Consider the following 26,794-nt stretch of genomic DNA (forward strand, 5'->3'; position numbering starts at 1 on the left):
TCCTGTCGGGCCTGAACTGGGTCTCAGCCGATCCGTCAGGGGATCGTGTCGATCTGGTCGGAACCTTGTCGGATCCGTGAGAGCCTTAATACCCGCGAAATCTGCGGACACACCCGAGAAATCTCCCCCGGATAGCGTCGAGGCACCCGATCGGCGCGGCTTGGCGCGCCTGCACGGGCACCCCGTCGCGACCCCGCGCACCGCACCGCAGCAGCCCTGACGATCCCCACCCGAGGAGTCCCCTTGACCCTGTCGCCCCTCCGCTCCCTCCCGGCCTTCGACCGCCGCAGCCTCCTCCGCCTGGCGGGTGTCGCCGGCCTCGCGATCGGCGGCGCCTCCGTCCTCGCCTCCTGCGCCTCCGACTCCTCCGGCGCGTCCGCTGCGGACGGCGGCGACCTCGGCACCCTCAAGGTCCAGCTCTCCTGGATCAAGAACGAGGAGTTCGCGGGCGAGTTCTTCGCCGACTCGAAGGGCTACTTCACCGAGGCCGGCCTCGCGGGAGTGACGCTCACCCCCGGCCCCTCGACGGGCGTGGCCGAGCTCCTCTCGGGCAGCGCGGACGTCGCGCTCAGCGACGCCGTCTCGATCGGCACCGCGATCGCCCAGCAGGAGGCCCCGCTCAAGATCATCGGCGCGACCTACCAGAAGAACCCCTTCACGGTCCTCTCGATCAAGACCGCCGGCAACATCGCCACTCCGGCCGACCTCGCCGGGAAGAAGATCGGCGTCCAGGCCTCGAACACCTCCCTGTTCCAGGCGCTGCTCGCCGCGAACGGCCTCTCCGAGTCCGACCTCACGGTCGTCCCCGTCGAGTACGACCCCTCCGTGCTCGTCAACGGCACCGTCGACGGCTTCATCGCCTACCTGACGAACGAGGCCATCACGGTCGCGGCCGAGGGCTACGAGGTCGTCAACCTGCCCTTCGCCGACAACGGCCTCCCCTTCGTCGCCGAGACCTTCTCGGTGTCGGAGCAGGCGATCGCCGAGAAGCGCGACGCTCTGAAGGCGTTCCTCGTCGCCGAGATCAAGGGCTGGACCGACGCGGTCAACGACCCGGAGGCGGGCGCGATGCTCGCCGTCGAGAACTACGGCAAGGACCTCGGCCTCGACGAGGAGTCCTCCAAGAAGGGCGCCACCATCCAGGCCGAGGAGCTGGTCGTCTCGGACGAGACGGTCTCGAACGGCCTCTTCACCATCTCCGAGACGCTGCAGTCCGAGACCATCGCGTCCCTCGCGGGCGCGGGGATCGACGTCACGGCCGAGGACCTCTTCGATCTGACCCTCCTCGACGAGGTCTACGAGGAGAACCCCGAGCTGATGAAGTACGCGGCCTGATCCTGATCCACGAAGGGCACCACTCGTGACCGACACGACCGACGCCGGCACCCTGCGCGACCAGGGTGCCGGCGGCACCGGCATCCAGATCCACGGCCTGTCGAAGACGTTCCGGATGGGCTCGCGCAGCGTCGCGGCGCTGCAGGACACCGACCTCCACACCGACCAGGGCAGCTTCCTCGCCCTGCTCGGCCCGTCGGGGTGCGGCAAGTCGACCATCCTGCGCATCCTCGCGGGGCTGGAGGAGCCGACGTCCGGCTCCATCCGGGTCGACGGCCGGACCCCCCAGGAGCTGCGCCGCGACAACAAGCTCGGCATCGCCTTCCAGGACCACGCGCTCCTGCCGTGGCGCAGCGTCATGGCGAACATCCGCCTGCCGTTCGAGATCGCGGGCAAGAGCGTCGACCAGTCCTACATCGACGAGCTGATCGACCTCGTCGGCCTCCGCGGCTTCGAGAAGGCCAAGCCGGCCCAGCTCTCGGGGGGCATGCGCCAGCGCGTGTCGATCGCGCGGTGCCTGATCCTCAAGCCCGAGGTCCTGCTGCTCGACGAGCCGTTCGGCGCCCTCGACGACATGACGCGGCAGAAGCTCAACCTCGAGCTGCTGCGGATCTGGACCGAGAAGCCCGCCACGACGCTCCTCGTCACGCACGGCATCTCGGAGGCGATCTTCCTCTCGGACCGCGTCGCGGTGATGAGCCCGCGCCCGGGACGGGTGAAGGAGATCATCGACATCGACCTGCCCCGCCCGCGCACCCCCGAGATGCAGCGCACCCCCGAGTTCCACGCCTACGTCGACCAGGCCTCCGAGCTGCTGTTCGGCGACGGCGGCGCGGCCGCGGACGACCGCGTCTAGGAGGCATCGTGGCCACCACGCTCCCCGCGGCCCCGCGCCGCGCCCGGTCCCTGCCTCCGTGGCTCACCGGGCTGATCGGCGTCGCCGCGATCGTCGCCGTCTGGTGGATCGTGGCGCTCGTCACCGCGCCCACCGGCGCCGCGACCTACGCGCCCGTCCCCACTCCCGTGCAGGTCGTGCAGACCGCGATGGAGGACGGCGCCGGCTTCTACTGGCGCAACTTCTCCGTCACGATCGGCGAGGCGGCCGTCGGCTACTTCTGGGGCAACCTCCTCGCGCTCGTGCTCTCGGCGCTCGTGCTGGTCCTGCCCTGGCTGGAGGGGGTCGTCTCGCAGCTCGCGGTCATCACCTACTGCGTGCCGATCGTCGCCATCGGAGCGATCGTGCTGCTGATCCTCGGCGGTGCGGACGCTCCCGGGAAGGCGAGCGCGACGGCGATCTTCCTGGCCGGCCTCTCGGTGTTCTTCACCACGGTCGTCGGCAGCCTGCTCGGGCTTAAGGCGGCCGACAAGGCGGCGCTCGACGTCGTCACGGTCTACGGGGGCTCGCGCTTCACTCAGCTGCGCAAGGTCCGCCTGATCGCGGCGCTGCCCAACATCCTGTCGGCGCTGCAGATCGCGGTGCCCGCGGCCTTCCTCGGCGCGATCCTCGGCGAGTACTTCGGCAAGATCGAGACGGGCGTGGGCCCGATCCTGGTCGCAGCGCAGGTCTCGCTGAACTCGCCCCGCGTCTGGGCGCTCTTCCTCCTCTGCGCGGGCGTCGCGCTCCTCGGCTACGGCATCGTCGGACTGATCGGGCGCCTCATCGCGCCCTGGTCCTCCGGAAAGCGGGCATGACCATGACGACCACCGTTCCCGACCGCACGGAGCAGTCCACGGCCACGTCGATCCTCGCGGTCGACGAGCTGCGGCGCCAGCTGCGCACGGCCGCCCTCGGCGCGACCCTCAAGAGCCTGCGCAAGAGCCTGCTCGTCGCCCTGTCGACGATCGTGATCGTGCTGGCGATCTGGATCGGCGTGGTCCTCTTCAGCGGGGTCTCGCCCTACGTGGTCAAGGGCCCGTGGGACGTCTGGCAGCACCTGGTGACCGATGCGAAGGCCGCGGAGCACCGCGCCGAGCTGGGCGGCCTCTTCGCCGTGACCATGGGCGACGCACTGATCGGCTTCGCGGCCGGCCTGGTCGTGGCGATCCTCGGCGCGATCCTGTTCCGCCTGTCGAAGGGCATCGAGCACGCGCTGATGCCGTTCGCGATGCTGCTGCGCTCGGTGCCGCTGATCGCGATGGCGCCGCTGATCATCCTGGTCTTCGGGACCGGCTCGATCGCCTCGGTCGCGGTCATCGGCGGGATCGTCGTCCTGTTCCCCGCGCTGGTGACGATCGCCTTCGGCCTCAACAACGCCTCCCCGCAGATGCTCGACGTGGTCGCGGTCTACGGCGGCAGCACTCTCACCGCGATCCGCAAGGTGGCCATCCCCGGCTCGCTGCCCTCGCTCTTCGCCGCGATCCGCATCTCGGTGCCCGGAGCGATCACGGGCGCGCTGCTCGCCGAGTGGCTCTCCACCGGTGCGGGCATCGGCGGGGCGATCAACGCCTGGTCCGCCCAGGCCCGGTTCGCGGACGTCTGGTCGGCGGTCGTGCTCGTGACCGGCGTCTCGCTCGTGCTCTACATGCTCGTGCAGGTGCTCGAGACCTTCGTCCTCTCCCGGATGTCCCTCTCCCTCACCTGACCCCGTCGCTTCCCCCTTCCGCGGGACGCCACTCGAGTGCGGCTCGCACGGTGGGTCGCATACCCCGGTGGTGTCTCGCGGGAAGGGGGAGGGCAGGGGGAGCGGAGCGACGGGGCCCGGTCAGACGGTGACGATCGCGTCGACGCGGTGGCCGGCCAGCACCTCGCGGCCGCCGAGCCCGTCGAGCTCCATGACCACCGCGATCCCCTCGAGGCTCCACCCTGCGCGCTCGATCAGGCGGCGGCTAGCGTCGAGCGTGCCCCCGGTCGCCAGCACGTCGTCGACCAGCAGCAGCCGCGAGCCGCGGGGCGCCGCGTCCTCGTGCACCTCCAGCATCGTCTCTCCGTACTCGAGGGTCGCCTGCTCGCGCAGCACGGCCCGCGGGAGCTTGCCGGGCTTGCGGACGGTGACGACGCCGAGACCCGCCGAGTAGGCGGCCGCTGCGGCGAGCAGGAAGCCGCGCGCCTCCACGCCCGCGATCGCGTCGATCCGGCCGCGGTAGGGCTCGATCAGCGCGTCGGCCACCGCCCGCAGGGCCTCGCCGTCGCCGAAGACCGGCGTGAGGTCGCGGAACAGGATGCCCGGGCTCGGGAAGTCCGGGACGACGGCGGTGAGACGGTCGACGTGGTCGGCGGCGGTCGTGGTCACGGGGAACCTCCGGGTCGGCGGGTGCGCCCGGGCCGTCCGGCGATCGGGCCCTGGGAGTCTACGACCGGCCGCGGTCTCCTGCGCTTCGGAGGCGGTCAGTAGACTCCTTCCCGACCGCTCCCGTCTCCGGGAGCCCACCCGTCAAGAGGAGATAGTTGTGGCCCTTATCGAGGCAGTCGTCGCCCGAGAAATTCTGGACTCCCGTGGCAACCCCACGGTCGAGGTCGAGGTCCTGCTCGAGGACGGCGCGTCCTCGCGAGCGGCCGTCCCGTCCGGCGCCTCCACCGGCGCGTTCGAGGCGTACGAGCTCCGCGACGGCGACTCCGACCGCTACCTCGGCAAGGGCGTGCAGAAGGCCGTCGACGCCGTCATCGACGAGATCGGCCCGGCCATCGAGGGCTTCGACGCCACCGACCAGCGCCTCGTCGACGCCGAGCTGATCGAGCTCGACGGCACCGAGAACAAGTCCCGCCTGGGCGCGAACGCGATCCTCGGCGTCAGCCTCGCCGTGGCCAAGGCCGCCGCGCAGTCGTCGGACCTCGACCTGTTCCGCTACGTCGGCGGCCCGAACGCGCACACCCTGCCCGTGCCGCTGATGAACATCATCAACGGAGGCGCGCACGCCGACACCGGCGTCGACATCCAGGAGTTCATGGCCGTCCCGCTGGGCGCCGAGTCCTTCTCCGAGGGCCTGCGCTGGGGCGTCGAGATCTACCACGCGCTCAAGGCGCAGCTGAAGAAGGCCGGCTTCGCCACCGGCCTCGGCGACGAGGGCGGCTTCGCCCCCGACCTGCCCACCAACCGCGAGGCGCTCGACTTCATCCTCAAGGCCGTCGAGGCCGCCGGCTTCACCCCCGGCAAGGACATCGGGCTCGCGCTCGACGTCGCCTCCTCGGAGTTCTACGAGGACGGCGCCTACACGTTCGAGGGCAAGAAGCTCTCGGCCGAGGAGCTCTCCTCCTACTACGCCGACCTCGTCGCCAACTACCCGCTGGTCTCGATCGAGGACCCGCTGGACGAGGACGACTGGGCCGGCTGGACCCACCTCACCGCGGCCATCGGCGACAAGGTGCAGCTCGTCGGAGACGACCTGTACGTCACCAACCCGGTGCGCCTCGCCCGCGGCATCGCCGAGAAGGCCGGCAACTCGATCCTGGTCAAGGTGAACCAGATCGGCACGCTCACCGAGACGCTCGACGCCGTGGCCCTCGCCCAGCGCAACGGCATGACCGCGATCCTCTCGCACCGCTCCGGCGAGACCGAGGACACCACCATCGCCGACCTCGCGGTCGCGGTGGACGGCGGCCAGATCAAGACCGGCGCCCCGGCCCGCTCGGACCGCGTCGCGAAGTACAACCAGCTGCTGCGCATCGAGGAGATCCTGGGAGGTGCGGCGACCTACGCGGGTCGCTCCGCCTTCCCGCGCTTCTCCGCGTAGTCTCGGCACGCCGGACCGGCCCCGGAGCCCAGCACCTCGGTGCGGGCGCCGGGGCCGCTCCACTTCCCCCGCCGCGATCGAGGAGGCACCCGCCCATGGCCCGTCCGCCCCGCCCTCGTCCGCGTGGATCGCCGGCGTCCGCGGCTCCGGCTTCACGCTGCTGGTGATGGGGATCATGATCCTCGCGGTGGTCGTGCTCGCCCCGAGCATCAAGAACTTCGTCGAGCAGCGCGCCGAGATCGCCGAGCTGCAGCGCTCGGTCGACGCGGCCAAGACCCAGGCGCAGAACCTCGACGAGCAGCGCACCCGCTGGTCCGACCCGGCGTTCATCCGCGCGCAGGCCCGCGAGCGGCTGTACTTCGTGATGCCCGGCGAGGTGAGCTACCTCGTGCTCGACGACGTGACGCTCGCCCAGCAGGCGCAGCAGCCCGCGAGCGACACGGTGCAGGAGACCCCGAGCGACTGGGCCGGCTCCCTGCTGTCCTCGATCGCGGTCTCGGGCCTCGGCGAGCCGACCGCCGACGAGCTGACACCGACTCCGTAGCTCCCGCCCGACCCCGTCGCTCCCGCCCGGCCCCGCGTACACTGGAGCGTCCTCCCGGCCGTCCGTCCTCTGGAGCCCCCGTGACCACGCCCCCCTTCGATCCGCCGTCCGAGCGCGACATCGCGGTCGTCTCCGCCCAGCTGGGCCGTCCCGCCCGGGACGTCGTCGGGATCAGCGCACGCTGCGTCTGCGGCGACCCGACGGTGGTCTCCACGAGCCCCCGCCTGTCCGACGGCACGCCGTTCCCCACCTTCTACTACCTGACCCACCCCGCCGCGACGGCCGCGATCTCGCAGCTCGAGGCCACCCAGGTCATGGTCGAGTACAACGCGATGCTCGCCGAGGACGAGGAGCTGCGCGAGGCGTATGCCGCTGCGCACCGGGCGTTCCTGGCCGACCGCGAGAGCGTCGGCTCCGTCCCCGAGATCGCGGGCATCTCCTCCGGGGGCATGCCCTCGCGGGTGAAGTGCCTCCACGCCCTCGCCGCGCACGCCCTCGCGGCGGGCCCCGGCGTCAATCCGATCGGCGATCTGGCCCTGGCCCGCGCCGACTGGTCTCCCGAGCGCTGCGCCTGCAGGCCGCTCGACGCGTAGCCGCTCCTACCGGAGCCACGGAGGCGCCACCACCGGCGCGCTCTTCGCTAAGCTGATTCCCAGTCGGGGTCAGTGCTGCCCACCGCATCGAGAGCGGGCACTTCGCATTGCGTGAGGGTGTTCGCATTGTCCATCCCTCTTGGAGAGTCAACCGTGCCCAGAATCCTGATCGTCGGAGGCGGCTACGCCGGCTTCTACACCGCGTGGAAGCTCGAGAAGCAGCTCCGCCCGCACGAGGCAGAGGTCACGATCGTCGACCCGCTGCCCTACATGGCGTACCTGCCCTTCCTCCCCGAGGTCGCCGCGGGGTCGATCGAGCCGCGCCACGCGATCGTCTCGCTCCGCCGCCACCTCAAGAAGACCGCGATCCTCGCCGCCAAGGTGACGAAGATCGACCACGCGAACCGCACCGCGTCGATCACCCCGACCGTGGGCGAGCCCTACGAGTTCGAGTACGACCAGATCGTCGTCACCGCCGGCTCCGTCTCGCGCACCTTCCCGATCCCGGGCGTCGCCGACAACGCGATCGGCCTGAAGACGATCGAGGAGGCGACCGCGATCCGCGACCGCATGCTCACGAACTTCGACAAGGCCGCGTCGCTCCCCGCCGGCCCCGAGCGCTCGCGCCTGCTGACCGTCACGGTCGTCGGCGGCGGGTTCGCGGGCATCGAGGTCTTCGCCGAGCTGCGCTCCTTCGCGAGCGCGCTGCTCAAGCGCTACCCCGAGATCGACTTCGAGGAGACGCAGTTCCACCTCATCGAGGCGATGGGCCGGATCATGCCCGAGGTCGCCCTCGAGACGAGCCACTGGGTGCTGAAGAACCTCGACCAGCGAGGCGCCACCGTGCACCTCGACACGCAGCTCAAGTCGGCCGAGAACGGCGTCATCCAGCTGTCGACGGGCGAGAGCTTCGAGTCGGACCTCATCATCTGGACCGCGGGCGTCATGGCGAACCCGTCGATCAAGAACTCCGACCTGCCCATCGAGGAGCGCGGCCGCCTGCGCGTGCGCGCCGACCTCCGCGTCGGCCACGACGACGTGCTCGTCGAGGGCGCCTGGGGCGCCGGCGACGCGACGGCCGTCCCCGACCTCACCGGCGGCGGCGTCGGCGGCTTCTGCGTGCCGAACGCCCAGCACGCCGTCCGCCAGGGCAAGCTCATGGCCAAGAACATCACCGCGGTCCTCCGCGGCGAGGAGCCGGTCGACTACGTGCACAAGAACCTCGGCGCGGTCGCGGGCCTGGGCATCGGCATCGGCGTGTTCCAGTCCGGCAAGATCGCCGTGAAGGGCTTCCCCGCCTGGGTGATGCACCGCGGCTACCACGGTCTCGCCATGCCCTCGTGGGAGCGCAAGTTCCGCGTGGTCTGGGGCTGGTGGAACAACCTCTGGCTCGGCCGCGACATCGCCTCGATCGAGGCCCGCGAGTACCCCCGCGGCTCCTTCGAGACCTACGCGTCGCGTCCGCGTCCGGCGGCCCCGGCCGCCGAGGCTCCGGCCGCGCAGGCCCCGGCGCAGATCCCCGGCCAGGCCGGTGCTCCGGTCCCGGTCGGCGGCGAACCCGCCAAGTCCTGACACCGCGGCCGGGAGGGTCGCTCCTCCCGGTGGTCGCCCCCATAGCCCAATCGGCAGAGGCAGACGACTTAAAATCGTCTCAGTCTGGGTTCGAGTCCCAGTGGGGGCACTCCGTCCGACGTGCCGCTCTCTAGGCGGCGCGGGCGTGCGCGCTGCGTCGAGCGGGCTCGAGCAGCCCGGCCTCGAGGGCCTGGGTGATCTCGCCCGGGGTGCAGTCGGCGCAGAGCACGACGAGCTCCTCCTCGGTGTCGCGGCCGCCGGAGCGGTCGAGGACGACGGCGTCGGTTCCGCAGAGTGCGCATTCGATCATGCGGGTACCGTACGTCCGACCTCCGACATGCGCGCGGCAGTGCCCCGGCGCGTCTCGCCCGGATCCGACAGGGCGCCGGGTGCGCCTCCAGACCGGTCGTCCTTCCGGCCGGAGGAGCCCGGTGTTCGGGAATCGGACGAGGATCCCGCGCGCCCGCGCCGCCTCGCCTAGAGTCGTCACCGGGCGGTTCCGCGCTCGGGCGCCCGCGTCCGGATGCGAGCCGCCCGGTCCACGGCGGGCGCCGGAACGGTCCCGCTTCTCGTGCCCGCGGGCACCGTCATGCACCGCCCGGCGACGGGCGGCCGGGAGGCCCCCATGGGGAAGCTGCTCTACGGAGCCTCGGGAGTCGAGATCGAGTTCGACGACCGCACGCTCACGCACGTCCAGATCGTCATCGCCAACAAGCTGCGCCGCCGCGAGAGCTTCTTCTTCTCGTGGCGGGACGACCCCGCGGTCGGCGACGGCCGCTCGAGCATCTGGCTCGACCCCTCCCTGCCCCTCTACTTCAAGTACTTCGGCGGACGGGTCCCCTCGATCAACCGCACCTGGATCGACCTGCTGACCGTCTCGGCGAACTCGTCTGGCGGGCTGCAGCTCGTGCAGGAGCCGGACGCCGCCCCCACCCCGCCGCCGAAGGGCGAGCAGGGCGCCTGACCCCCACCCGCCACGCCCCGGAGAAGAGCCCCATGCAGCGCGACGTCTCGGCCCACCTGACCCTCGACGTCGCGGCTCCGGCCGCCCTCGTCCTCTCGATCGCGGTGGCCGACGCGTACGGGGCGGAGGAGTCGCTGACGCTCACCGTCGACGGCCGCCCGCTCGCCGCTCGCGAGGTGATCGACCAGCACGGCACCCGGCTGCACGTGCTCGACGCGCCGGTCGGGCACCTCGTCGTGGACTACTCCGCGCGCGTCCTGGGACGCCTCGATCCGCTCGAGGGCGACGAGGTGGACCGGCTGCGGTACCTGCGGCCGAGCCGCTACGCCGAGTCGGACGTGCTGTGGGCGACGGCCCGGGCCGAGTTCGCCGGCCTCGCCGGGGCGGACCTCCTGCACGCGGTGAGCTCCTGGGTCGGCACGCGGCTGGCGTACGTCCCCGGCTCGAGCCTTCCGACGGACGGGGCCGAGCGGACGCTGCTCGCCCGCCGCGGCGTCTGCCGCGACTTCGCGCACCTCGTCGTCGCCCTCCTCCGTGCGCTGGACGTGCCCGCCCGACTGGCGGCCGTGTACGCCCCGGGACTGCAGCCGATGGACTTCCACGCGGTCGCGGAGGCCTGGATCGAGGGGGAGTGGCGGGCGGTCGACGCGACGACGCTCGCGCCGCGGTCGAGCCTCGTGCGGATCGCGACGGGACGCGACGCGGCCGACACCGCGTTCCTCGGCGTCTACGGCGGCATAGCGACGCTGCGCGAGCTGACCGTCGGCGCCGTGGCCGACGTGCTGCCGGGCGACGACCTCGACCGGCCCGTCTCGATCGGCTGAGCGGGCCCCCGAGCCCGGCTACTCCGACTCGACGAAGCGCCGCCAGGCCCAGATCGACGTGCACACCGCGCTGAAGGCGACGACAGCGAAGAGCACCGGGCCCGCTCCGCCGTCGGTCGACCAGGACGCGATGGTCGGGGTGAGCAGCACGAACAGCACGGTCGTCGCGAGGAGCGTGAGCCCGAGCCAGAGCAGCGGGGACCAGCGCAGGATGCTGCGGCCGGCGGGGCGCCCGACCGGGAACAGCAGCACCACGCTCGAGCCGACCGAGATCAGCGTGGTCGCGCTGAGCACCTCCGCGGCGAGCACGGAGCCGAACGAGCCGTCGGGCGGGACCACGGCGGAGGCGCCCCAGGCGAGTCCGGCGAGGCCCAGCAGCGAGACGACGCGGACGGTGGAGAGCTTCGCCCGGTCGACGGCGGATGCGCCCTCGGGGAGGACGAGGCCGATCACCACGCCGAAGAGGAGCGCCGGGTCCAGTCCCGCGAAGCGCGAGACGAGAGCGGCCGCCGCGACCAGGAGCAGCGCGCGCGGAGCGGCGACGACGCCGATCCCGCTGACGCCGATCCGTCGGCCGACCAGCGCGGGGACGGCGGCGGCGACCGCGTTGACCACGGCGACGGCCACGATGACGGCGATCAGCAGGCGCAGGTAGGCGGGCTGGCCGTCGACGCGTCCCGAGAGCAGGACGAGGCCGGCTGCGCAGCCGATCATCCCGACGACCATCAGGCGCGGCGAGGCGGGACCGGTGTCCGGCTTGTCGTCGTACTCGACGGCGGCGCGGTTCCGGCCCGTGAGGTGCCAGCTGCGCTCGGCGCGGGGCGCGCGCCCGGCCGCGGCGAGGCGGGCCGGCACGACGACCAGGGCGAGCGAGAGCAGAGCGAGGGCGAGGGAGCGCATCCAGTCGGCCATCGAGACGACGGGCGATCCGGCGGACAGCGCGGTGGTCATCCCGGTCGCCGCGCTCCAGCCGCCCGGCTCGGATCCGGCGTCGGGGGCGGGCTGCGGCGGCACGTCACCGCCGTCCACGTCGGGAGCCGGGACCGGCGCTGCGGTGGGCTCGGCGGTCGGCTCGTCCTCGGGCGTGGGCGCGGTCTCCCCGGGGCGGACGGGCGACGGGGACGCGGTCGGCGCCGCACTGCTCGGAGCGGGAGACGCGGCGGCCCCGGGCGCGCTGGGCGCGGCTCCGGGGGCGGCCGGCGTCGTCGCGCTGGGCGTGCCGGTGGGAGCGGTCGTCGCCGCCGCGAAGGTCACGTCGACCCAGGGGCTCGGCGGGCTGTAGTTGCCGGCGCTGTCGCCGGCGATGGCGGAGACCCGATGCGCGCCCGCCGTGATCGTGCCGCCGGTGCAGCTCCAGGCGCCTCCGCTGACCGCCGCGTCGCAGGTGTTGACCCGGTCCACGTACACGTAGGCGCGAGTGCCGTCCACGCCCGTCCCGGAGTAGGACGCGCCGCTGAGCGGCAGGGCGGCGCCGTTCGACGGCGAGGTGAGGGCGGGGGCGGCAGGAGCAGCGGTGTCGACCACGAGGGTCACCGGCGCGCTGGCCGGCGAGGCGGCGCTGCCGGCGAAGGAGGCGGTCTGCGTCGCGGTGACGCGGTAGCTGCCCGGCGCCGGAGTGGGGGCGAGCTGGCAGAACCATGCGCCGCCGGAGTCGGCGGTGGCCAGGCACGCGGCGCCGCCGTTCGAGACCGCGGCGACGCTCGCGCCGGGGTAGGCCGTGCCGCGGACCGAGCCCGCGGAGGTCGCCGAGCCGTCGACCGACTCGATGACGGGGGCGCTGAGGACGGCGATCGGGACGGCGGCCGAGGTGGTCCCGCCGCCGGCGAGGAGCTCCACCGCGACCAGGGTCGCCGGCCCGTCGTCGAGGGAGACGGCGCAGCTCCAGCCGCCGTCGGGGCCCGCGGTGGTGATGCAGAGTGGGTCGCCGCCGCCGCGGAGCCCGATCTGCACCTGGTCCCCGGCCGTCGCCGTGCCGGTGACCGTCGTCGCTCCCGTGCTGAGGACCGTGCCGGAGGAGGGAGCGGTGATCGCGAGAGCGGCGGCCTGCGCGGCCGGCGCGGCCAGGCCGGAGACGGAGGCGACGGCCGCGAGGAGCACCAGCAGCAGGGCGGCCGTGCGGCGCGGGGATCGGCGGAGTCGGGGCACCGGCACGACCGGTGAACCCCCCGGTACTGCCACGTCGACGCCCGATTTCACGATGCGTCCATTGCACGGGGGCAGGGGGGAGCTGTCAAGCGCGCCGCACCACTGTTCCCGGATGTACACCATCCGGAGGAGGCGTCTCGGCCGGTCGGGGGAGTCGGGGAGATCCGGGAGAGCGCTTCCGCGAGAATATACCCGTCGATCAGATCCGGAGGACAGTGGAATGCGCGAAGACGAGGCCCGCGGGCGCGATCGGCGGGAGGTGCGCGTCGAGGCCGCGCGCTTCGACGATCCGCGCGAGCTGGGCGGGCTCCTGCCGCCGGGCCTGCGCATCGGACTGGCGCAGAGCGCCTTCCAGACGGAGGGCTCCCTCGAGACGGGCGGCCGGGGCCGGTCGGTGTGGGACGACTTCGCGCTGCGACGGGGGACGATCGCCGAGGAGGCCACTCCCGAGATCGCGACGGACTTCCTCCTGCGCTGGCGCGAGGACCTCGCGCTGCTGGTCGATCTCGGCGTCGACGAGCTCCGGCTCTCGGTCTCGTGGCCCCGGCTGCAGCCCGACGGCCGCGGGCCGATCGACCGCGGAGGGCTCGGCTTCTACGACCGCCTGCTCGACGGGCTCGCCGAGACGGGGATCCGGGTCGCGCTGACCCTGCACCACCGCGACACCCCGTCGGCGCTCAGCGGCGGCTGGATGAACCGCGACACCGCGTTCCGCTTCGGCGATCTCGCCTTCGAGCTCGGCGGGCGGTTCGGCGACCGGGTCGCCGACTGGATCACCCTCGACCAGCCGTCGACGGTGATGCTCGAGGGCTACGCGCTCGCGCGGCAGGCGCCGGGCGCCGGCCGGCTGTTCAGCGCCCTGCCGGCGCTGCACCACCAGCTCCTCGGGCACGGTGTGGCGCTGGAGGCGCTGCGGGCGGCGGAGGTGACCGGGAGGATCGGCCTCGTCGACGCGCTCGCGCCGGTCGAGCCCGCCTCCGACGACGACCGGGACCGCGCCTTCGCCTCCCTGGCGGACGTCCTGCGGAACCGCCTGGTGGCCGACGCCGTGCTGACCGGGTTTTACCCGGTCGGACCGGAGGAGCTGCCGCCGTTCCTCGGCGCCCTCGCGCAGGCGGATCCGGTCGACCTCGCGCGCATCTCGGCTCCGCTCGACTTCTACGCGGTCGCGCCGCTGCCGCCGCTGCGGATCGTGTCGGGCCGCGACCCGGCGCTGCCGACCGGGGTGGGCGCTCCTCCCGCGCTCCCCTTCCACACGGCGCCCTGGCCGGAGCTGGACCGCACGGGCGACGGCTCGCCGGTCGCGCCCTGGGCGGTGGTCTCGGTGCTGCGGTCCCTCGTGGAGCGCTACGGCGACGCCCTGCCGCCGCTGGTGGTGACCGCGCTCGGCGCGAGCTACCCCGACGAGCCCGATCGCGAGGGTGCGATCGTCGACACGGAGCGGATCCGCTGGCTCGGGGCGCACCTGGCCGCTCTCGCCGAGGCCGTCCACGACGGACTGCCGGTGGAGGCCGTGCAGCTCTGGACCCTGGTCGACGCGTTCGAGTGGCAGCACGGCTACAGCCGCCCGCACGGGCTCGTGGCCGTCGACACGCGCAGCCGGGACCGCGTGCCCAAGGCGTCGTTCGACTGGCTCCGGCGCGTCCTCGACGCCCGCTCCTGACGCGGGGGCGTGCGAGACTGCCGCCGTGCGCAGCCTCCTCGCCCTCGCCTCCGTCCTCCACGCCGACCCCGCCCCGGTGCTCGCCGCCCTCGCGGACGTCCTCGCCGCCGACGGCGCCTACGAGCGGCGGGGGAGCAGGCTCGAGCGCCGACTCCCCGTGCTCGGCGTCGAGCAGTGGCGGGTCTTGGCGGACGAGGAGGGGGCCCGGGTCGAGTGCGAGCTGGTCGCCGCACCCGCCTCGTCGGCGCTCGCCGGGGTCCTCCTCCGGCGGCGGATCCGCGAGGCGCCGGACCGGTTCCGCGCGGTCGTGACCGCGGTCGCCGACGCGGTGGAGTGACGCTCCGGGGACGCCCGCGCGGGTCCGCTCCGCCGCCCGCTCTCCGCTCCGCCCGCCGACCCGCCTCCACCCCGCGCCAGCGCCCCCCGAACGGGGAATGCGCGGGCGCTCGCCGCTGTTGTCTACCGATGACGGGACGGGGCTCGGCGCCCCGCCCACCGGACAGCTCGGAGGAGCCAGAGGCAGATGGCAGGAACAGGGATGGACAAGGGTCGAGGGGCGCGCGGCAGTGACGACGAGATCGTCTACCGCCGCCACGCGAACGGACGCGGCATGGTCGCTCCCGGATCGCGCGTCTCGGCGACCGCGTACGTGGAGACCGGCGCCTACGTGGAGCCCGGCGCGACCGTGGGCGAGCGCGCCTGGATCGGCGCGGGCAGCTGGGTCGACCGCGACGCCATGATCGGGCACAGCGCCTTCATCGGTGCGAACGTGCACGTCGGGCCCGAGGCGATCATCGGACCGGGGGCGCGGATCGGGAGCTACTCCCGCATCGGACGCTCGGCCGTGATCGCGACCGGCGCCCGCATCGACCGCGACACCGTGGTGCCCGACGGCGCCCGGAGGGGCATCGACGAGGCGAGCGAGAGCGGCCGCCGCGCGGCCTGACCCCCACGACCCTGTTCCGCCGGCTCCCCGGAGCGGCGGAATAGGGTCGTTCCATGTTCGAACTCCACCACCTCAGCGCCCAGGAGCAGTGGGACTGGCTGCAGCGCGGAGAGGTCACGCCTCTCGAGCTCGCCGATCACTACCTCGCCCGGATCGAGCGCTGGAACGGGGAGCTGGGCGCCTTCGCCACGGTGACCGCCGATCGGGCGCGGGAGCGGGCATCAGCGCTCGGCACCGGGCCCGGAACCGCTCCGCTCTGGGGCCTGCCGAGCGGCGACAAGGACCTCTGGCGGCGCGCGGGCGTGCGGACCGCATTCGGATCCCGGCTGCGCGAGCACCACGTGCCCACCGCCTCCGACGAGATCGTCGAGGTGCTCGACGCGGCGGGAGCGGTCAGCCTCGGCAAGACCGCGGCGCCCGAGTTCGGGATGCCCTCCTACACCGAGACGCGGATCGGCCCGCCCGCCGTCACGCCCTGGGACACCCGCCTCGGGGCCGGCGGATCCAGCGGAGGAGCAGCGGTCGCCGTCGCCGCGGGACTGCTGCCGTTCGCCCCCGCCTCGGACGGCGGCGGGTCCATCCGCATCCCCGCCGCGGCCTGCGGCCTGGTGGGACTGAAGCCCTCCCGCGGACGTGTCGCCGCGCTCTCCGGCATCGGCGGAGTCGGCGGCCTGACGGTCGCCGGGCCGATCACCCGCTCGGTCGCCGACGCGGGCCTCCTGCTCGAGGGCATGCTGGAGCGGACGAACGGCCGCCTCCCGCAGCGCTGGTCGCTCGGCGCGCCCGGTGACGGCGACGGCTCGTTCCTCGGCGCCGCGGTGCGCGGAGAGGGGCGCTTCCAGATCGGCGTGCTGACGGACTCGCCCTGGGACGAGGAGTACGAGATCGCTCTCGCTCCGGAGGCGCGCGCCGCGCTGGACGAGGGGATCGCCGCGCTGGCCGCCCTCGGCCACGGGCTCGAGGAGGCGTCGCTCCCCCCGAGCGCCCCGTACCCCGCCGCGTTCCGGACGCTGTGGCAGAGCGGCGCCGCGACCCTGCCCGTCGAGGGCGCGGACCTCGATCTGCTGGAGCCGCTGACCCGCTGGCTGGTGGAGGAGGGACGCCGGCGCTCCGCCCGCGAGATCGTCGAGGCGGCGTCCTGGCTCTCGGGCTACGAGCGCGCGGTGATCGCGGCGTTCTCCGGCGTCGACGCGGTCCTGACGCCGTCGCTGGCGATGACGCCGCGCCCCGTCGGCTGGTACGACCTCGAGGATCCCGAGCGCAATTTCGAGCAGCAGTGCCTCTACACGCCGTACACGTCCTTCGTGAACGTGAGCGGCCTCCCCGCGATCACCCTTCCGCTGAGCACCACGGAGGAGGGCCTGCCGATGGGAGTCCAGCTGATCGGGCGACCCGGCGGCGAGGCGACGCTGCTGGCGATCGGCGCACAGCTCGAGCGGCGGGCGCGCTGGCAGAGGCGGCACCCGCCGCAGTGGTGACGGGGGAGGCCGCAGCGGTGACGGGTCCGGGCGCGGCCGCACGGCGGATGGTCAGGTCCGGCTCTGGTCACTGAGGTAAGCCTTGCCTATACTCGGACACGATGTGCATGTTCGAGGACCGCGACGGCTCCGCGCCGGTCGACGTGAAGCAGTTCCTGATCGCGGGCGACGAGACCGTCGTGCCGTGGATCCAGAGCATCCTCGACACCCTCCCCGCGAACGCCCGCGGCCAGGTCTTCGTCGAGGTCGACGACGCGCGCGGACTGCCGCCGCTCGCCGCCCCCGGACGGGTCTGCGTCACCTGGCTCGGCCGCTCCGAGCGCTCGGGCGCCCCCGGCACCGGTGAGCGCTGCTCCCGCGGAGTCGCACTCGACCGCGCGGTCCGGGCCTGGGTCGGCGAGATGTCGGTCGTCGACGGCGACTACCCGTGGGCCGACGGCCGCCACGACTTCTGCGCCTGGATCGGCGGGGCCGGCCCCGTCGTCGCCGAGCTCGCCGCCGACGTCGAGGCGCGCCTGCGCACCTCCGCCGAGCACGCCGCGCGCTGACCGTCCGCCGGGCGTCCCGGCTAAGTGTTAGGCAAGGCTTACCTTCTGTGCGAGACTGAGGCGATGCCTCCGACGACCGCCGCCCCCGCCCGACCGGCCTACCGGCCGTACCTCGCGACCGTCGCCGCAGCGACCCGGATCGCCCCGCACTTCATCCGCGTGACCCTCACCGGCACCGGCCTCGACCACGTCGGCTGCACCGGCCCCGACCAGCGCATCAAGCTCGTCGTCCCCACCGCCGCCTCCGACGCCCCCGCCTTCCTCGCCTCCGTCTCGGACCCCGACGGACCCGACGGACTCGACCCCGACTGGTACGGCCGCTGGCGACAGCTCCCCGACGAGCTCCGGAACCCGCTCCGCACCTACACCATCCGCGCCTTCCGCCCCGAGGACGCCGAGGTCGACATCGACTTCGCCGCCCACGGCGACACCGGACCGGCCTCCGCCTGGGTCGAGAGCGCCCGCGCCGGCGACCAGATCGTCATCATCGCGCCCGACACGCGCTCCGACCTCCCCGGCGGCGGAGTCGAGTTCCACCCCGGCGCCGCCACCTCCCTCCTCCTCGCCGGCGACGAGACGGCCGTCCCCGCCATCGCCGCGATCCTCGAGAGCCTCGACGACGACGCCACCGGAGCCGCGTTCCTCGAGGTCCCCACCGCCCACGACCGCCTCCCGCTCCGCCACCCCGCCGGCGTCCACGTCACCTGGATCGTCCGCGCCGACGCGGCAGCCCCCGGAGCGGCCCTCGGCGACGCGGTCCGCGCCTGGGCCACCCGCTTCCTCACCGCCCACCACCGCGGCGTCGACGTCAGCGACATCGACGTCGACCACGAGATGCTCTGGGAGGTCCCCGACGAGAGCACCGACCCCGGCCTCTACGCCTGGATCGCCGGAGAAGCCGGCGCCGTGAAGCTGATCCGCCGCTGCCTCGTCACCGAGCTCGGACTCGACCGGAAGCGCGTGGCGTTCATGGGGTACTGGCGCCTCGGCCGCCAAGAGTCCAACTGACCCGGAGCGTCGCAGGGCGACGTTCTGCGGCGTTGTCGTCGGGCGCGATACCGCCGGTATCGCTTCCTCCTCCGCCTTGCAGAACGTCGCCCTGCGACGCTCCGGGCGCTGCTCGTAGGGGTGCGGCGCGCCGGGGGCGCGACCACGGGGGACGGCGCGCCGGGGGCGCGGCCGCGGGGGACGGCGCGCCGAGAGCGCGGCCGCGGAGGACGATGCTGATCGAGCGGACCTCGCAGAGGGCGTCTCGAGAGTCACTGCCGACGGACTTCGCGCGTGATCGAGCGGTTCTCGGGTGCCTGGCGAGTCGGGCGACCGCGCCCGGACATGCTCATCGGGTAGCCCTCGGAGAGGGAGTTTCGAGATCCACGCCCGACCGATTTCGCGGCTGATCGAGCAGCTCGCGGGCACAGACCGAGTCGGGCGACCGCGCACAGACCTGCTGATCGGGCAGCCCTCGGAGAGGGTGTGTCGAGATCCTCCCGGCGAGCGGGTCGGGTACTCCGCGCCGCCCCCGCGTCGAGTCGGCGGCGGCGGGGAGCGGCAGCGGGCTACAGGGTGGGCGACACGCCCACGAGGCGGCTGGAGAGGGTCCAGAGGTCGTGGGCGAGAGCGCGGTCGCGGGCCTGGGGGTTCAGGGAGCCGTGCGGTGTCAGCTGGTCGAAGTAGGTGCCGCTGGCGGCACCGACGTCGGGCTCGGAGGCGAGGGTGATCAGCGGCACCGCACCCGCCTCGGCGGAGATGCCGAAGGAGCCGACCGAGAGGCTCGTCATCAGCTTCATCATCGTGCTGTCGGCGCCGAAGCTCGTCGAGACGACGCCCGGGTGGAACGAGTACGCGTCGACCGACGTCGTCAGCAGCCGCTCCGCCAGCTCGCGGATGAAGAGGATCGTCACCAGCTTCGACGTGCCGTACGCCCGCCAGCCGCCGAGCCACGGACCGCGGCGGTTGTCGAGGTCGTCGAGCCTCAGGCGACCGAAGCGGTTCGCGAGGCTCGCCGTGGAGACGACGCGGACGCCGGCCCGCTCCCTCGAGGTCTCGATCATCCGCGGGAGCAGGAGCCGCGTGAGCAGGAACGGCGCGAGATGGTTGCTCTGGATCGTCCGCTCGTGGCCGTCGACCGTCTCGGCGCGGTGGGAGACGAGCCCGCCCGCGTTGTTCGCCAGCACGTCGATCCGCTCGTAGCGCTCGAGGAGGCCGTCGGCCAGGGCGCGGACGTCGTCGAGCCGGTCGAAGTCGGCCAGGAACGCGTCCCCTCCCACGTCGGCGGCGACCGCGCGGGTGCGCTCGGGGTTCCGCCCGACCACGGCCACGCGGGCACCGGCGGACGCCAGCGCTCCCGCCGCGACCCGGCCGATGCCGGAGCTCGCTCCGGTGAGGACGACGACGCGCCCCGTCATGTCAGTGACCACGGAGATATCCGCCCTTCTCGAGACCGGCTTCGATCTCGAATCGATTGCGCAGCGGATCGCGACCCGCCACCGTGTACGCGAACGGGAACCACATCCCGTAGAGCCGCCACTGCTCCTTGTGCACGGCCTCGTGCTCGAGGACGCTGTCGGAGACGTTGGTGCCCGTGAGGTAGCTCGTGCCGACGCAGGACCCTCCGCGGCCGAACGCCCAGGAGGGCAGACCGGTGAAGACGACGAGGCCGTGGCTGCGCCGGATCGGGCCCGTGCTCCACAGCGCGCCCCAGGCGAGTCCGACCGCGCACGCGAAGAGGTAGCCCGGCCGGGTGATCGCCGGATCCAGGGCCACCGTCGCGACGGCTCGACGGAGCGCGCTCACGCGCTGTCGCGTCCGTAGGTCTCGAGCAGCCGCAGCCAGACCTCGCTGATCGTCGGATAGGAGGGGACCGCGTGCCAGAGGCGCGAGAGAGGCACCTCGCCGACGACGGCGATCGTCGCGGAGTGGATCAGCTCGCCGACCTCCTTGCCGACGAAGGTGACGCCGAGGACGACCTTCCGGTCCTCGTCCACGACCATCCTCGCGGTGCCCGTGTAGCCGTCGGCGGCGAGGGCGGCGCCGGCGACCGAGCCGATCTCGTAGTCGACGACGCGGGTTCGGTAGCCGGCCTTCTCGGCGGCCGCGGCGGTGAGGCCGACCGACGCGACCTCGGGGTCGGTGAAGACGACCTGCGGCACGGCCTCGTGGTCCGCGGTCGCGACGTGCGCTCCCCAGGGGGCGTCGTGGACCTCGGCACCGGTGGCGCGCGCGACGATCACGTCGCCGGCCGCACGGGCCTGGTACTTGCCCTGGTGCGTGAGCAGTGCGCGGTGGTTCACGTCGCCGACCCCGTAGAGCCACGGACGCCCGCCGCCGAGGGGAGCACCGTCGCCGCCCAGCACGAGCATCGTGTCGTCGACCGTCAGCGAGGAGCCGGGCTCGAGGCCCACCGTCTCGAGGCCGACGTCGCGGGTGTGCGGGGCGCGGCCGGTCGCGGCGAGCACCTGGTCGGCCTCGATGACGTCGCCGCCCTCGAGCGTCACGGCCACGGTGCCGTCGGACCGGCGCTCGACCGAGACGGGCGAGTCGCCGAGGCGCAGGTCGACGCCGAGCTCCTGGAGCGCCGAGCCGACGAGCTCGCCGGCGAAGGGCTCGAACGGCGCGAGGAGTCCGCTGCGGGCGACGAGCGTGACGGAGGAGCCCATGCCGGCGTAGGCGGTCGCCATCTCGGTCGCGACGACTCCGCCGCCGATGACGACGAGGCGCGGCGGCACCTCCTCGGCCGAGGTGGCCTCGCGGCTCGTCCAGGGGGATGCCGCGCGCAGGCCAGGGATGTCGGGGACGACGGCGGTGGTGCCGGTCGCGACGGCGACGGCGGAGCGGGCGCGGAGCACGCGCACCTCGCCGTCGGGTCCGGTCACGGTCACCTCGCGCTCGCCGCTCAGGCGGCCGTGCCCGCGGACGAGCTCGATGCCGGCGCCCTCGAGCCACTGCACCTGGCCGTGGTCGTCGAAGTGGCTGGTGAAGGAGTCGCGGCGAGCCAGGAGCGCGGGCACGTCGACTCCTCCGCTCACCGCCTGCGCCGCGCCGGGGAGATCACGGGCGGCGCGGAGCGCCATCGGCGGCCGCAGCAGCGCCTTCGAGGGCATGCACGCCCAGTAGGAGCACTCGCCCCCGACGAGCTCGCTCTCGACGACGGCCGCGGTGAGGCCGCCCTGGACCGCGCGGTCCGCGAGATTCTCGCCCACCGGTCCTGCTCCGATGACGATGACGTCGAACTCGTCCGTCGTGCTGCTCATGCTGTCTCCCTGGGGTTCTCGGAGGCGTCGAGCCCCGTCGTCGGTGGGTGCCCGGCGCTCAATGCGCCGGCACGATCTCGGCCCGCCAGCCGTCGTAGCGGCCGCCGTGGCTCTCGACCGCCTCGATCACCTGGCGGAGGAACGCGGTGGTCGACTCCTCGTCGACCGCGGCGTGGTGGCTCGCGACGAGGACCTGCCTCAGCCTCAGCCGCGAGATCGCGATCTGGAAGCCGGAGGCCACGAGGACGCGCCCGGCCCGTCGTGCGGTGCTGCGGCGGGAGAAGACGGCGAAGTGGTCGACCTCGCGCAGCTCCCACACCTGGTCGCCGTAGCGGAGCCGGATCTCGAGCTGCTGCGCGGCCCGCTCCTGCTGCGCCTCGAGGGAGGAGCCGCCGGGCGCCGTGACGGTGGTGCTCTCGTCGCTCATCGTCCGGTGAACTCCGCCGTCGTGCGCTGGAGGAAGGCCTCGGTGCCGATGCGCGCGTCCTCGGACACCGCGAGACGCGCGAGCGCCCCGGGGAGCGCGGCCGCGGCCTCGGCGTCGGACGCGGCGACCGCGAGCCGGGCACTGGCCAGGGCGGCCTGCACGGCGAGCGGCGCCTGCGCGGCGATCCGGGCGGCCAGAGCCCAGGCCGCCTCGGCGACCGTCCCGTCGGGGACGACCTGCTGCACGAGGCCGATGCGGTGGGCCTCCTCGGCGTCGAAGAGGTCGCCGGTGAGGATCCAGCGCATCGCGTCGCCCCAGCCGACGGCGCGGGGGAAGCGCAGCGTCGCTCCGCCGAAGGGCAGGATGCCGCGGGCGACCTCGATCTGGCCGAAGCGGGTGGACCGCTCGGCGAGGACGACGTCGCTCGCGAGCGCGAGCTCGATGCCGAGCGTGAGGCAGGTGCCCTGGAGGCCGATGACCACCGGCTTGCTCACGGGGCGGGTGCGCAGGCCCCAGGGGTCGAGACCGCCCTCGGGCACGAAGTCCAGGCCGTCGGAGCCCAGACGGGGCCCGATGTCGGCGAGGTCGAGCCCGGCCGTGAAGTGCCCGCCCTCGGCGAGGACCACGCCGGCGCGCAGCTCCGGGTCGCGGTCGAGCTCGCCGTACGCGGACGCCAGCTCCGCGAGCAGCCGCAGATCGGCGGCGTTGCGCTTCTCGGGCCGGTCCAGCACGATCGCGAGCACGGTTCCGCGCCGCTCGGTGCGCACGCGCGGTCTCTCGTCGCTCATCGTTCCTCCGCTCGGTCGCGTCCGACCATCTTGCCGGGTGCCGCCGACACGCGCTCGGGCTTGCGCGCCGATGGCAGGGCTCTCTCAGGCCCCGCGGGACAGAGCGCCGAGGAGGCGGAGGATCGTGGGCAGGTCGTCCTCGGCCGCGGTCGGCGACGACGGGGCGAACGAGGTGACGCCGGCGCCCGCGAGCGGGAAGCGGGACCGGAGGGCGTCGAGGCTCGCGACGAGGCGCGACGCGGGCACGCCGAAGGGCACCGGCTCGAACAGCCCGGCGAGATCGGCGGGGTCGAGCACGTCCAGGTCGAGGTGCACGTAGACGGAGGCGGCACCGGTCGCCTCGACCGCCGCGACGAGCGACTCCGGGTCGAGGGCTTCCGCGGTCAGCACCGCGGCCCCCCGCTCGACCAGCGGCTCGAGCTCGCCGTCGTCGGCGGAGCGGACACCGGCAAGGACGACGCGCTCGTCGGCCACCCGCTCCTCGGCGCCCGCGCTCAGGAGGCCGACGCCGCGGCCCAGCGCGGCCGAGAGGACCATGCCGCAGAAGGCGCCGCTGGGGGAGGACTCGGGAGTGTGCGCGTCCGGGTGGGCGTCGAGCCAGACCAGCGCGACCGGACCCGGTGCCGAGCGGACGGCGTGCCCGATCGCCGCGAACTCGACGCCGCAGTCGCCGCCGATCGTGATCACGGGATCGGTGCGGCCCGAGAGGGCCTCGCGCACCCGCTCGGCGACGGTGGCGACCGAGGCGTAGCGGCGGATGCCGGTGTCCTGAGCGTCGCCCGCCTCGGCGGGGATGTCGAGGGTCGTGGTGGCGGAGGAGGGCAGATCGCCCCGGATCGCCTCGGCTCCGTCGACGAGGCGCATCGCGCGCGTCGACGCCGAGCCCTGCCACTGGGGGACGACGAGGAAGGAGGCCATGTCCCTCACTATGGCACGCGCGCCGCTGCCGGGTGCCTGCGTCCTCAGGCCGCGGGCAGGCCTCCGGGGACGGCCGCGGGGCGGAGCGACGGGGGTGCGCCGTCGAGGTCGACCAGGGCCTCGTCGAGTGCGGAGCGGGCGCGGTCGGCGGCAGCGCGGGCCTCGTCCAGAGCGCCGGCCGGATCGCCTGCCGCACGGCGCACCGCGGTGTCCAGCTGCCCGAGCGTCTCCTCCGCGAGGATCCGGGGTGCCGCGGTGATGCGCTCGCCGTGCACGGCGGCCAGGAGCAGCACCGACTCGGCACCGAGCCGGGCCGCGGTGCGCGCCGCCTCGAACAGCAGGAGCTGGCGCTCGGCCTGGGCGCGCGGCTCGCGGTATCCGGAGACGACGGCGTCCAGAGCGGAGTCGGCGTCGAGCAGCAGGACCAGCAGCGCGGCAGGATCGTGGCGGGCGCCGGCCGACCGGGCGTCGTCGGCGTCGAGGAGGAGCGACCGTGCCGCGGCGCACGCGACGGCCACGTCGGCGGCGGAGGCGAGCTGCGCCGAGGTGCGCAGGTCCGAGAGGGTGGCGGCCCGCTCCAGGTCGTCCCGCACGGAGCGCTCGACGCCGCTCAGCTGCACCTCGGCGCGGGTCACGAGCCCGACCAGCGAGTCGACCGCGTCGAGCAGGGCGCCGGGATCGGGGGAGCCGCCGGCGGCGACGTGCTCGACGGCCTCGCGCAGCGGTCGGACCCGGCGCTCGGGAGTGGTCCCGGCGAGGACGGAGACCTCGGAGCGCGCCTGCTGCACGCGCTCCGGGAGGGACGGGCTCGGCGAGGTCACTCCGTGATCGTACGGCCGGAGTGTGACACCGCGTGACACGGCGGTTCGACCAGCGGCGGCGGCGTGCCCAGGATGAAGTCATGACCCGCTCACTCGCCATCGTCGAGGTCGCCCGCGTGCGACCGGGCCGCGAGGAGTACCACGCCTACGTGCAGATCCTGAACGGCCGCATCCTCGCCCTCGCGCACGAGCGCGGCTGGCGGGCGGAGCGCTTCGCCGCCGAGGAGCTGGGCACGGAGGAGCTGCTGGCGCGCACGGCGGGGGCGGACGCCCTCGTCCTCGCGGGCGGCGAGGACATCGCTCCCGAGCAGTACGGCGCCGACCGCGGCTACCCGGCCGAGGGCCCCCACGCGGAGCGCGCCGACGCCGCCCAGATCGCGCTGGTGCACCGGGCGCTGGCCCGCCGGACCCCGCTGCTGGGCATCTGCCGCGGCCTGCAGATCGTCAACGTCGCGCTCGGCGGCACGCTGGTGCAGGACCTGGGGCCGGAGGCGGAGCACGTCAACGCGGCGGCCCCTGCTCACCAGCGCATGCACCGGCACGAGGTCGGGCTCGCGGCGGGCTCCGTGCTCGGCGGGCTCTTCGGATCCGAGGCGCTCGCGGTGCAGAGCGCGCACCACCAGGCGGTCGACCTGCTCGCTCCGGGGCTGCGGGTCGTCGCCCGGGCGGAGGACGGCGTGATCGAGGCCGTCGAGCACGTCGCGGCCCCCCTCGTGGGTGTGCAGTGGCATCCCGAGGACCCGGACGCTCCCGCCGGTCAGCTGGCGACGCTGCTCGACGGGCTGGCGCTGGCCGCCGCCCGCGGGGAGTTCGCGCTGCCCGTCGCCGCCTGAGCGGCCGGGGCTCCCCGCGGGCGACCGGCCTCAGCGGGCCAGTCGGGCCATCCACGCCTCGATGTCGTCGGCCGAGCGCGGGATGCCGGCCGAGAGGTTCTCGGCGCCGTCGGAGGTGACGAGCACGTCGTCCTCGATCCGGACGCCGATGCCGCGCAGCTCCTCCGGGACCGTGAGGTCGTCGGGCTGGAAGTAGAGGCCGGGCTCGATGGTGAAGACCATGCCCTCCTCGACCAGTCCGTCGAGGTACATCTCGCGCCGTGCGCGGGCGCAGTCGTGCACGTCGAGTCCGAGGTGGTGGCTGGTGCCGTGGACCATGTAGCGGCGGTGCTGCTGGTTGTCGGCCTCGAGCGCCTCCTCGGCGCTGACCGGCAGCAGGCCCCACTCGGCGGTGCGCCGCGCGATGACGGCCATCGCCGCGGCGTGAACCTCGCGGAAGCGGATGCCGGGGCGGACGATCGCGAACGCGGCGTCGGCCGCCTCCCGCACCGTCTCGTGAACCTGGCGCTGGGCGTCCGTGTAGCGGCCGTCCACCGGGAAGGTGCGCGTGATGTCGGCGGTGTAGTAGCTGTCCTGCTCGACGCCGGCGTCCAGCAGCACCAGCTGGCCGGGGCGCACCGGCCCGTCGTTGCGCGTCCAGTGCAGGATGCAGGCGTGGGGGCCCGCCGCGGCGATGGTGTCGTAGCCGACCGCGTTGCCGTCGGCGCGCGCGCGTCCGTTGAAGACGCCCTCGATCAGGCGCTCGCCCTTCTCGTGGGCGATGATGCGCGGCAGGTCGGAGAGGACGTCCTCGAAGCCGCGGCCCGTCGCGTCGACGGCGGCGCGCAGCTCGGCGATCTCGTAGGCGTCCTTGACCAGGCGGAGCTCGGCGATGTCGCGCTCGAGCGCCGCGTCGCGGTCCGCCCGCTCGTCGGCCTCGACCGCGTCGAGACGGCCGGTCACCGCCGGGTCGGCCTCGCGCAGCACGGCGAGGGGGACGCCGTCGTGCGCGTCGAGGACCGCGTCGAGCTCGGCGATCCCGCGGGTGGCGAGGCCGAGATCGCTCGCGACCTGCGCGAGCGACGGACGCGGCCCGATCCAGAACTCGCCGATCTCGGGGTTGGCGTAGAACTCGTCGGAGTCGCGGCCCGCGCGCTCGCGGAAGTAGAGCGTCGCGCTGTGGCCGGACCCGGCGGGCTCGAGGACGAGGACCGCGCCGGGCTCGGAGTCGGAGCCCCAGCCGGTGAGCCAGGTGAAGGCCGAGTGCGCACGGAACGGGTAGTCGGTGTCGTTCGCGCGCTGCTTGAGGCGGCCCGCCGGGACGACGATGCGCACGCCGGTGTGCAGCGCGGAGAGGCGCTCGCGGCGGGAGGCGGCGAAGGACGCCTGCTCGCGCGGAGCAGGCAGCGGCTCCTCCCGCTCGGCCCAGCCGGACGCGATGAAGTCGCGGAAGCGGTCGGAGGCGGGGGTCGTCGAGCGGTTCGCGGTGGCGCGGGGG

General features: G+C 73.9%; 28 protein-coding genes and 1 tRNA gene. 18 read left to right on the top strand and 11 right to left on the bottom strand.

Annotated features, from left to right (window positions below; all coding sequences use genetic code 11):
- Positions 1-243: 243 nt before the first annotated feature.
- From C5C95_RS13705 to C5C95_RS13720, 4 genes are all read left to right on the top strand, one after another.
- On the top strand, positions 244-1,335 hold the full coding sequence (locus tag C5C95_RS13705; RefSeq protein ID WP_258066712.1) for an ABC transporter substrate-binding protein: 1,092 nt from the start codon (positions 244-246) through the stop codon (positions 1,333-1,335).
- 115 nt (positions 1,336-1,450) lie between these two features.
- Positions 1,451-2,191 (top strand): ABC transporter ATP-binding protein, encoded by a 741-nt coding sequence (locus C5C95_RS13710; RefSeq protein WP_104222373.1) that lies wholly within the window; start codon positions 1,451-1,453, stop codon positions 2,189-2,191.
- Positions 2,192-2,199: 8 nt separating this feature from the next.
- Entirely contained in the window at positions 2,200-3,027 is an 828-nt protein-coding gene (locus tag C5C95_RS13715) for an ABC transporter permease (protein WP_104319413.1), read from the top strand.
- Complete coding sequence (locus tag C5C95_RS13720) at positions 3,024-3,917, top strand: ABC transporter permease (RefSeq protein ID WP_104222359.1); 894 nt, start codon at positions 3,024-3,026, stop codon at positions 3,915-3,917. The genes C5C95_RS13715 and C5C95_RS13720 overlap by 4 nt, the downstream gene beginning before the upstream one ends.
- Before the next feature lie 120 nt (positions 3,918-4,037).
- Here C5C95_RS13720 and C5C95_RS13725 read toward each other — a convergent pair whose 3' ends face one another.
- Positions 4,038-4,565, bottom strand: coding sequence for an adenine phosphoribosyltransferase (locus tag C5C95_RS13725; RefSeq protein WP_104274327.1), 528 nt, complete (start codon positions 4,563-4,565; stop codon positions 4,038-4,040).
- A 157-nt stretch (positions 4,566-4,722) separates the two neighbouring features.
- Between C5C95_RS13725 and eno the strand changes: the two genes are divergently transcribed.
- The 5 genes from eno to C5C95_RS13750 all read left to right on the top strand — a co-directional run bounded on the left by eno (position 4,723) and on the right by C5C95_RS13750 (position 8,821).
- Positions 4,723-6,003 carry a phosphopyruvate hydratase gene (gene eno, locus C5C95_RS13730; RefSeq protein ID WP_104222361.1) on the top strand — a complete coding sequence of 427 codons (1,281 nt, stop codon included), beginning with the start codon at positions 4,723-4,725 and terminating at the stop codon, positions 6,001-6,003.
- Between the two features lie 166 nt (positions 6,004-6,169).
- Positions 6,170-6,547: a septum formation initiator family protein gene (locus C5C95_RS13735; protein WP_104239595.1), complete on the top strand. Its 378-nt coding sequence runs from the start codon at positions 6,170-6,172 to the stop codon at positions 6,545-6,547.
- Positions 6,548-6,627: 80 nt separating this feature from the next.
- Positions 6,628-7,140, top strand: coding sequence for a DUF501 domain-containing protein (locus C5C95_RS13740; RefSeq protein ID WP_104227430.1), 513 nt, complete (start codon positions 6,628-6,630; stop codon positions 7,138-7,140).
- A 153-nt stretch (positions 7,141-7,293) separates the two neighbouring features.
- A complete protein-coding gene (locus C5C95_RS13745) occupies positions 7,294-8,712 on the top strand; it encodes an NAD(P)/FAD-dependent oxidoreductase (RefSeq protein WP_104324663.1) in 1,419 nt (472 codons plus the stop codon).
- Positions 8,713-8,747: 35 nt separating this feature from the next.
- A tRNA-Leu gene (locus tag C5C95_RS13750) sits at positions 8,748-8,821 on the top strand.
- Positions 8,822-8,842: 21 nt separating this feature from the next.
- Here C5C95_RS13750 and C5C95_RS13755 read toward each other — a convergent pair.
- Entirely contained in the window at positions 8,843-9,022 is a 180-nt protein-coding gene (locus tag C5C95_RS13755; RefSeq protein ID WP_104225020.1) for a hypothetical protein, read from the bottom strand.
- 315 nt (positions 9,023-9,337) lie between these two features.
- Here C5C95_RS13755 and C5C95_RS13760 point away from each other — a divergent pair, with 315 nt between their 5' ends.
- On the top strand, positions 9,338-9,676 hold the full coding sequence (locus tag C5C95_RS13760) for an ATP-dependent DNA ligase (RefSeq protein WP_104324671.1): 339 nt from the start codon (positions 9,338-9,340) through the stop codon (positions 9,674-9,676).
- A gap of 32 nt (positions 9,677-9,708) precedes the next feature.
- Positions 9,709-10,500, top strand: coding sequence for a transglutaminase family protein (locus C5C95_RS13765; RefSeq protein ID WP_104234572.1), 792 nt, complete (start codon positions 9,709-9,711; stop codon positions 10,498-10,500).
- Between the two features lie 18 nt (positions 10,501-10,518).
- Here the strand turns inward: C5C95_RS13765 and C5C95_RS13770 are convergent, their stop codons facing one another.
- Positions 10,519-12,645 carry a hypothetical protein gene (locus C5C95_RS13770; RefSeq protein ID WP_146087090.1) on the bottom strand — a complete coding sequence of 709 codons (2,127 nt, stop codon included), beginning with the start codon at positions 12,643-12,645 and terminating at the stop codon, positions 10,519-10,521.
- Between the two features lie 220 nt (positions 12,646-12,865).
- On the opposite strand from C5C95_RS13770, the gene C5C95_RS13775 reads away from it, so the two are divergent.
- The 6 genes from C5C95_RS13775 to C5C95_RS13800 all read left to right on the top strand — a co-directional run bounded on the left by C5C95_RS13775 (position 12,866) and on the right by C5C95_RS13800 (position 18,288).
- Positions 12,866-14,308: a glycoside hydrolase family 1 protein gene (locus C5C95_RS13775; RefSeq protein ID WP_181125684.1), complete on the top strand. Its 1,443-nt coding sequence runs from the start codon at positions 12,866-12,868 to the stop codon at positions 14,306-14,308.
- Positions 14,309-14,333: 25 nt separating this feature from the next.
- Positions 14,334-14,645: a hypothetical protein gene (locus C5C95_RS13780; RefSeq protein WP_104324666.1), complete on the top strand. Its 312-nt coding sequence runs from the start codon at positions 14,334-14,336 to the stop codon at positions 14,643-14,645.
- Positions 14,646-14,846: 201 nt separating this feature from the next.
- Complete coding sequence (locus C5C95_RS13785; RefSeq protein WP_181125686.1) at positions 14,847-15,254, top strand: transferase; 408 nt, start codon at positions 14,847-14,849, stop codon at positions 15,252-15,254.
- 53 nt (positions 15,255-15,307) lie between these two features.
- Positions 15,308-16,732 carry an amidase gene (locus C5C95_RS13790; protein ID WP_104250108.1) on the top strand — a complete coding sequence of 475 codons (1,425 nt, stop codon included), beginning with the start codon at positions 15,308-15,310 and terminating at the stop codon, positions 16,730-16,732.
- Positions 16,733-16,833: 101 nt separating this feature from the next.
- Positions 16,834-17,280 (top strand): SIP domain-containing protein, encoded by a 447-nt coding sequence (locus C5C95_RS13795; RefSeq protein WP_104248226.1) that lies wholly within the window; start codon positions 16,834-16,836, stop codon positions 17,278-17,280.
- 63 nt (positions 17,281-17,343) lie between these two features.
- The gene (locus tag C5C95_RS13800) at positions 17,344-18,288 is read left to right on the top strand and encodes a siderophore-interacting protein (RefSeq protein ID WP_104324668.1); all 945 of its coding nucleotides are present in this window, start codon (positions 17,344-17,346) and stop codon (positions 18,286-18,288) included.
- Between the two features lie 548 nt (positions 18,289-18,836).
- Here the strand turns inward: C5C95_RS13800 and C5C95_RS13805 are convergent.
- From C5C95_RS13805 to C5C95_RS13835, 7 genes are all read right to left on the bottom strand, one after another.
- Positions 18,837-19,697 (bottom strand): SDR family NAD(P)-dependent oxidoreductase, encoded by an 861-nt coding sequence (locus C5C95_RS13805; protein ID WP_244230659.1) that lies wholly within the window; start codon positions 19,695-19,697, stop codon positions 18,837-18,839.
- Positions 19,687-20,073, bottom strand: coding sequence for a Fe-S oxidoreductase (locus tag C5C95_RS13810; protein WP_104227423.1), 387 nt, complete (start codon positions 20,071-20,073; stop codon positions 19,687-19,689). The genes C5C95_RS13805 and C5C95_RS13810 overlap by 11 nt, the downstream gene beginning before the upstream one ends.
- Complete coding sequence (locus tag C5C95_RS13815; RefSeq protein ID WP_104225031.1) at positions 20,070-21,530, bottom strand: NAD(P)/FAD-dependent oxidoreductase; 1,461 nt, start codon at positions 21,528-21,530, stop codon at positions 20,070-20,072. The genes C5C95_RS13810 and C5C95_RS13815 overlap by 4 nt, the downstream gene beginning before the upstream one ends.
- A 58-nt stretch (positions 21,531-21,588) precedes the next feature.
- Positions 21,589-21,957, bottom strand: coding sequence for a ribonuclease E inhibitor RraB (locus C5C95_RS13820; RefSeq protein WP_104225032.1), 369 nt, complete (start codon positions 21,955-21,957; stop codon positions 21,589-21,591).
- Entirely contained in the window at positions 21,954-22,745 is a 792-nt protein-coding gene (locus tag C5C95_RS13825; protein WP_104267031.1) for a crotonase/enoyl-CoA hydratase family protein, read from the bottom strand. The genes C5C95_RS13820 and C5C95_RS13825 overlap by 4 nt, the downstream gene beginning before the upstream one ends.
- 84 nt (positions 22,746-22,829) lie before the next feature.
- Complete coding sequence (locus C5C95_RS13830) at positions 22,830-23,663, bottom strand: arginase family protein (protein ID WP_104324669.1); 834 nt, start codon at positions 23,661-23,663, stop codon at positions 22,830-22,832.
- 44 nt (positions 23,664-23,707) lie between these two features.
- Complete coding sequence (locus tag C5C95_RS13835; RefSeq protein WP_104239623.1) at positions 23,708-24,484, bottom strand: hypothetical protein; 777 nt, start codon at positions 24,482-24,484, stop codon at positions 23,708-23,710.
- Between the two features lie 80 nt (positions 24,485-24,564).
- Here C5C95_RS13835 and C5C95_RS13840 point away from each other — a divergent pair, with 80 nt between their 5' ends.
- On the top strand, positions 24,565-25,317 hold the full coding sequence (locus C5C95_RS13840; protein WP_104248220.1) for a gamma-glutamyl-gamma-aminobutyrate hydrolase family protein: 753 nt from the start codon (positions 24,565-24,567) through the stop codon (positions 25,315-25,317).
- Between the two features lie 30 nt (positions 25,318-25,347).
- Here the strand turns inward: C5C95_RS13840 and C5C95_RS13845 are convergent.
- A partial coding sequence (locus tag C5C95_RS13845; RefSeq protein WP_104324670.1) for an aminopeptidase P family protein occupies positions 25,348-26,794 on the bottom strand: 1,447 nt, incomplete at its 5' end.

The sequence above is a fragment of the Rathayibacter sp. AY1B7 genome, from assembly GCF_002932735.1.
GTDB lineage: Bacteria > Actinomycetota > Actinomycetes > Actinomycetales > Microbacteriaceae > Rathayibacter.

Coding starts and splice junctions, on each gene's coding strand:
- C5C95_RS13710 (WP_104222373.1), top strand. CDS start 1,451: ATGGGCTCGCGCAGCGTCGCGGCGCTGCAGGACACCGACCTCCACACC.
- C5C95_RS13720 (WP_104222359.1), top strand. CDS start 3,024: ATGACCATGACGACCACCGTTCCCGACCGCACGGAGCAGTCCACGGCC.
- C5C95_RS13735 (WP_104239595.1), top strand. CDS start 6,170: ATGGGGATCATGATCCTCGCGGTGGTCGTGCTCGCCCCGAGCATCAAG.
- C5C95_RS13755 (WP_104225020.1), bottom strand. CDS start 9,022: ATGATCGAATGCGCACTCTGCGGAACCGACGCCGTCGTCCTCGACCGC.
- C5C95_RS13760 (WP_104324671.1), top strand. CDS start 9,338: ATGGGGAAGCTGCTCTACGGAGCCTCGGGAGTCGAGATCGAGTTCGAC.
- C5C95_RS13765 (WP_104234572.1), top strand. CDS start 9,709: ATGCAGCGCGACGTCTCGGCCCACCTGACCCTCGACGTCGCGGCTCCG.
- C5C95_RS13775 (WP_181125684.1), top strand. CDS start 12,866: ATGCGCGAAGACGAGGCCCGCGGGCGCGATCGGCGGGAGGTGCGCGTC.
- C5C95_RS13785 (WP_181125686.1), top strand. CDS start 14,847: ATGGACAAGGGTCGAGGGGCGCGCGGCAGTGACGACGAGATCGTCTAC.
- C5C95_RS13790 (WP_104250108.1), top strand. CDS start 15,308: ATGTTCGAACTCCACCACCTCAGCGCCCAGGAGCAGTGGGACTGGCTG.
- C5C95_RS13795 (WP_104248226.1), top strand. CDS start 16,834: ATGTGCATGTTCGAGGACCGCGACGGCTCCGCGCCGGTCGACGTGAAG.
- C5C95_RS13800 (WP_104324668.1), top strand. CDS start 17,344: ATGCCTCCGACGACCGCCGCCCCCGCCCGACCGGCCTACCGGCCGTAC.
- C5C95_RS13815 (WP_104225031.1), bottom strand. CDS start 21,530: ATGAGCAGCACGACGGACGAGTTCGACGTCATCGTCATCGGAGCAGGA.
- C5C95_RS13820 (WP_104225032.1), bottom strand. CDS start 21,957: ATGAGCGACGAGAGCACCACCGTCACGGCGCCCGGCGGCTCCTCCCTC.
- C5C95_RS13825 (WP_104267031.1), bottom strand. CDS start 22,745: ATGAGCGACGAGAGACCGCGCGTGCGCACCGAGCGGCGCGGAACCGTG.
- C5C95_RS13830 (WP_104324669.1), bottom strand. CDS start 23,663: ATGGCCTCCTTCCTCGTCGTCCCCCAGTGGCAGGGCTCGGCGTCGACG.
- C5C95_RS13840 (WP_104248220.1), top strand. CDS start 24,565: ATGACCCGCTCACTCGCCATCGTCGAGGTCGCCCGCGTGCGACCGGGC.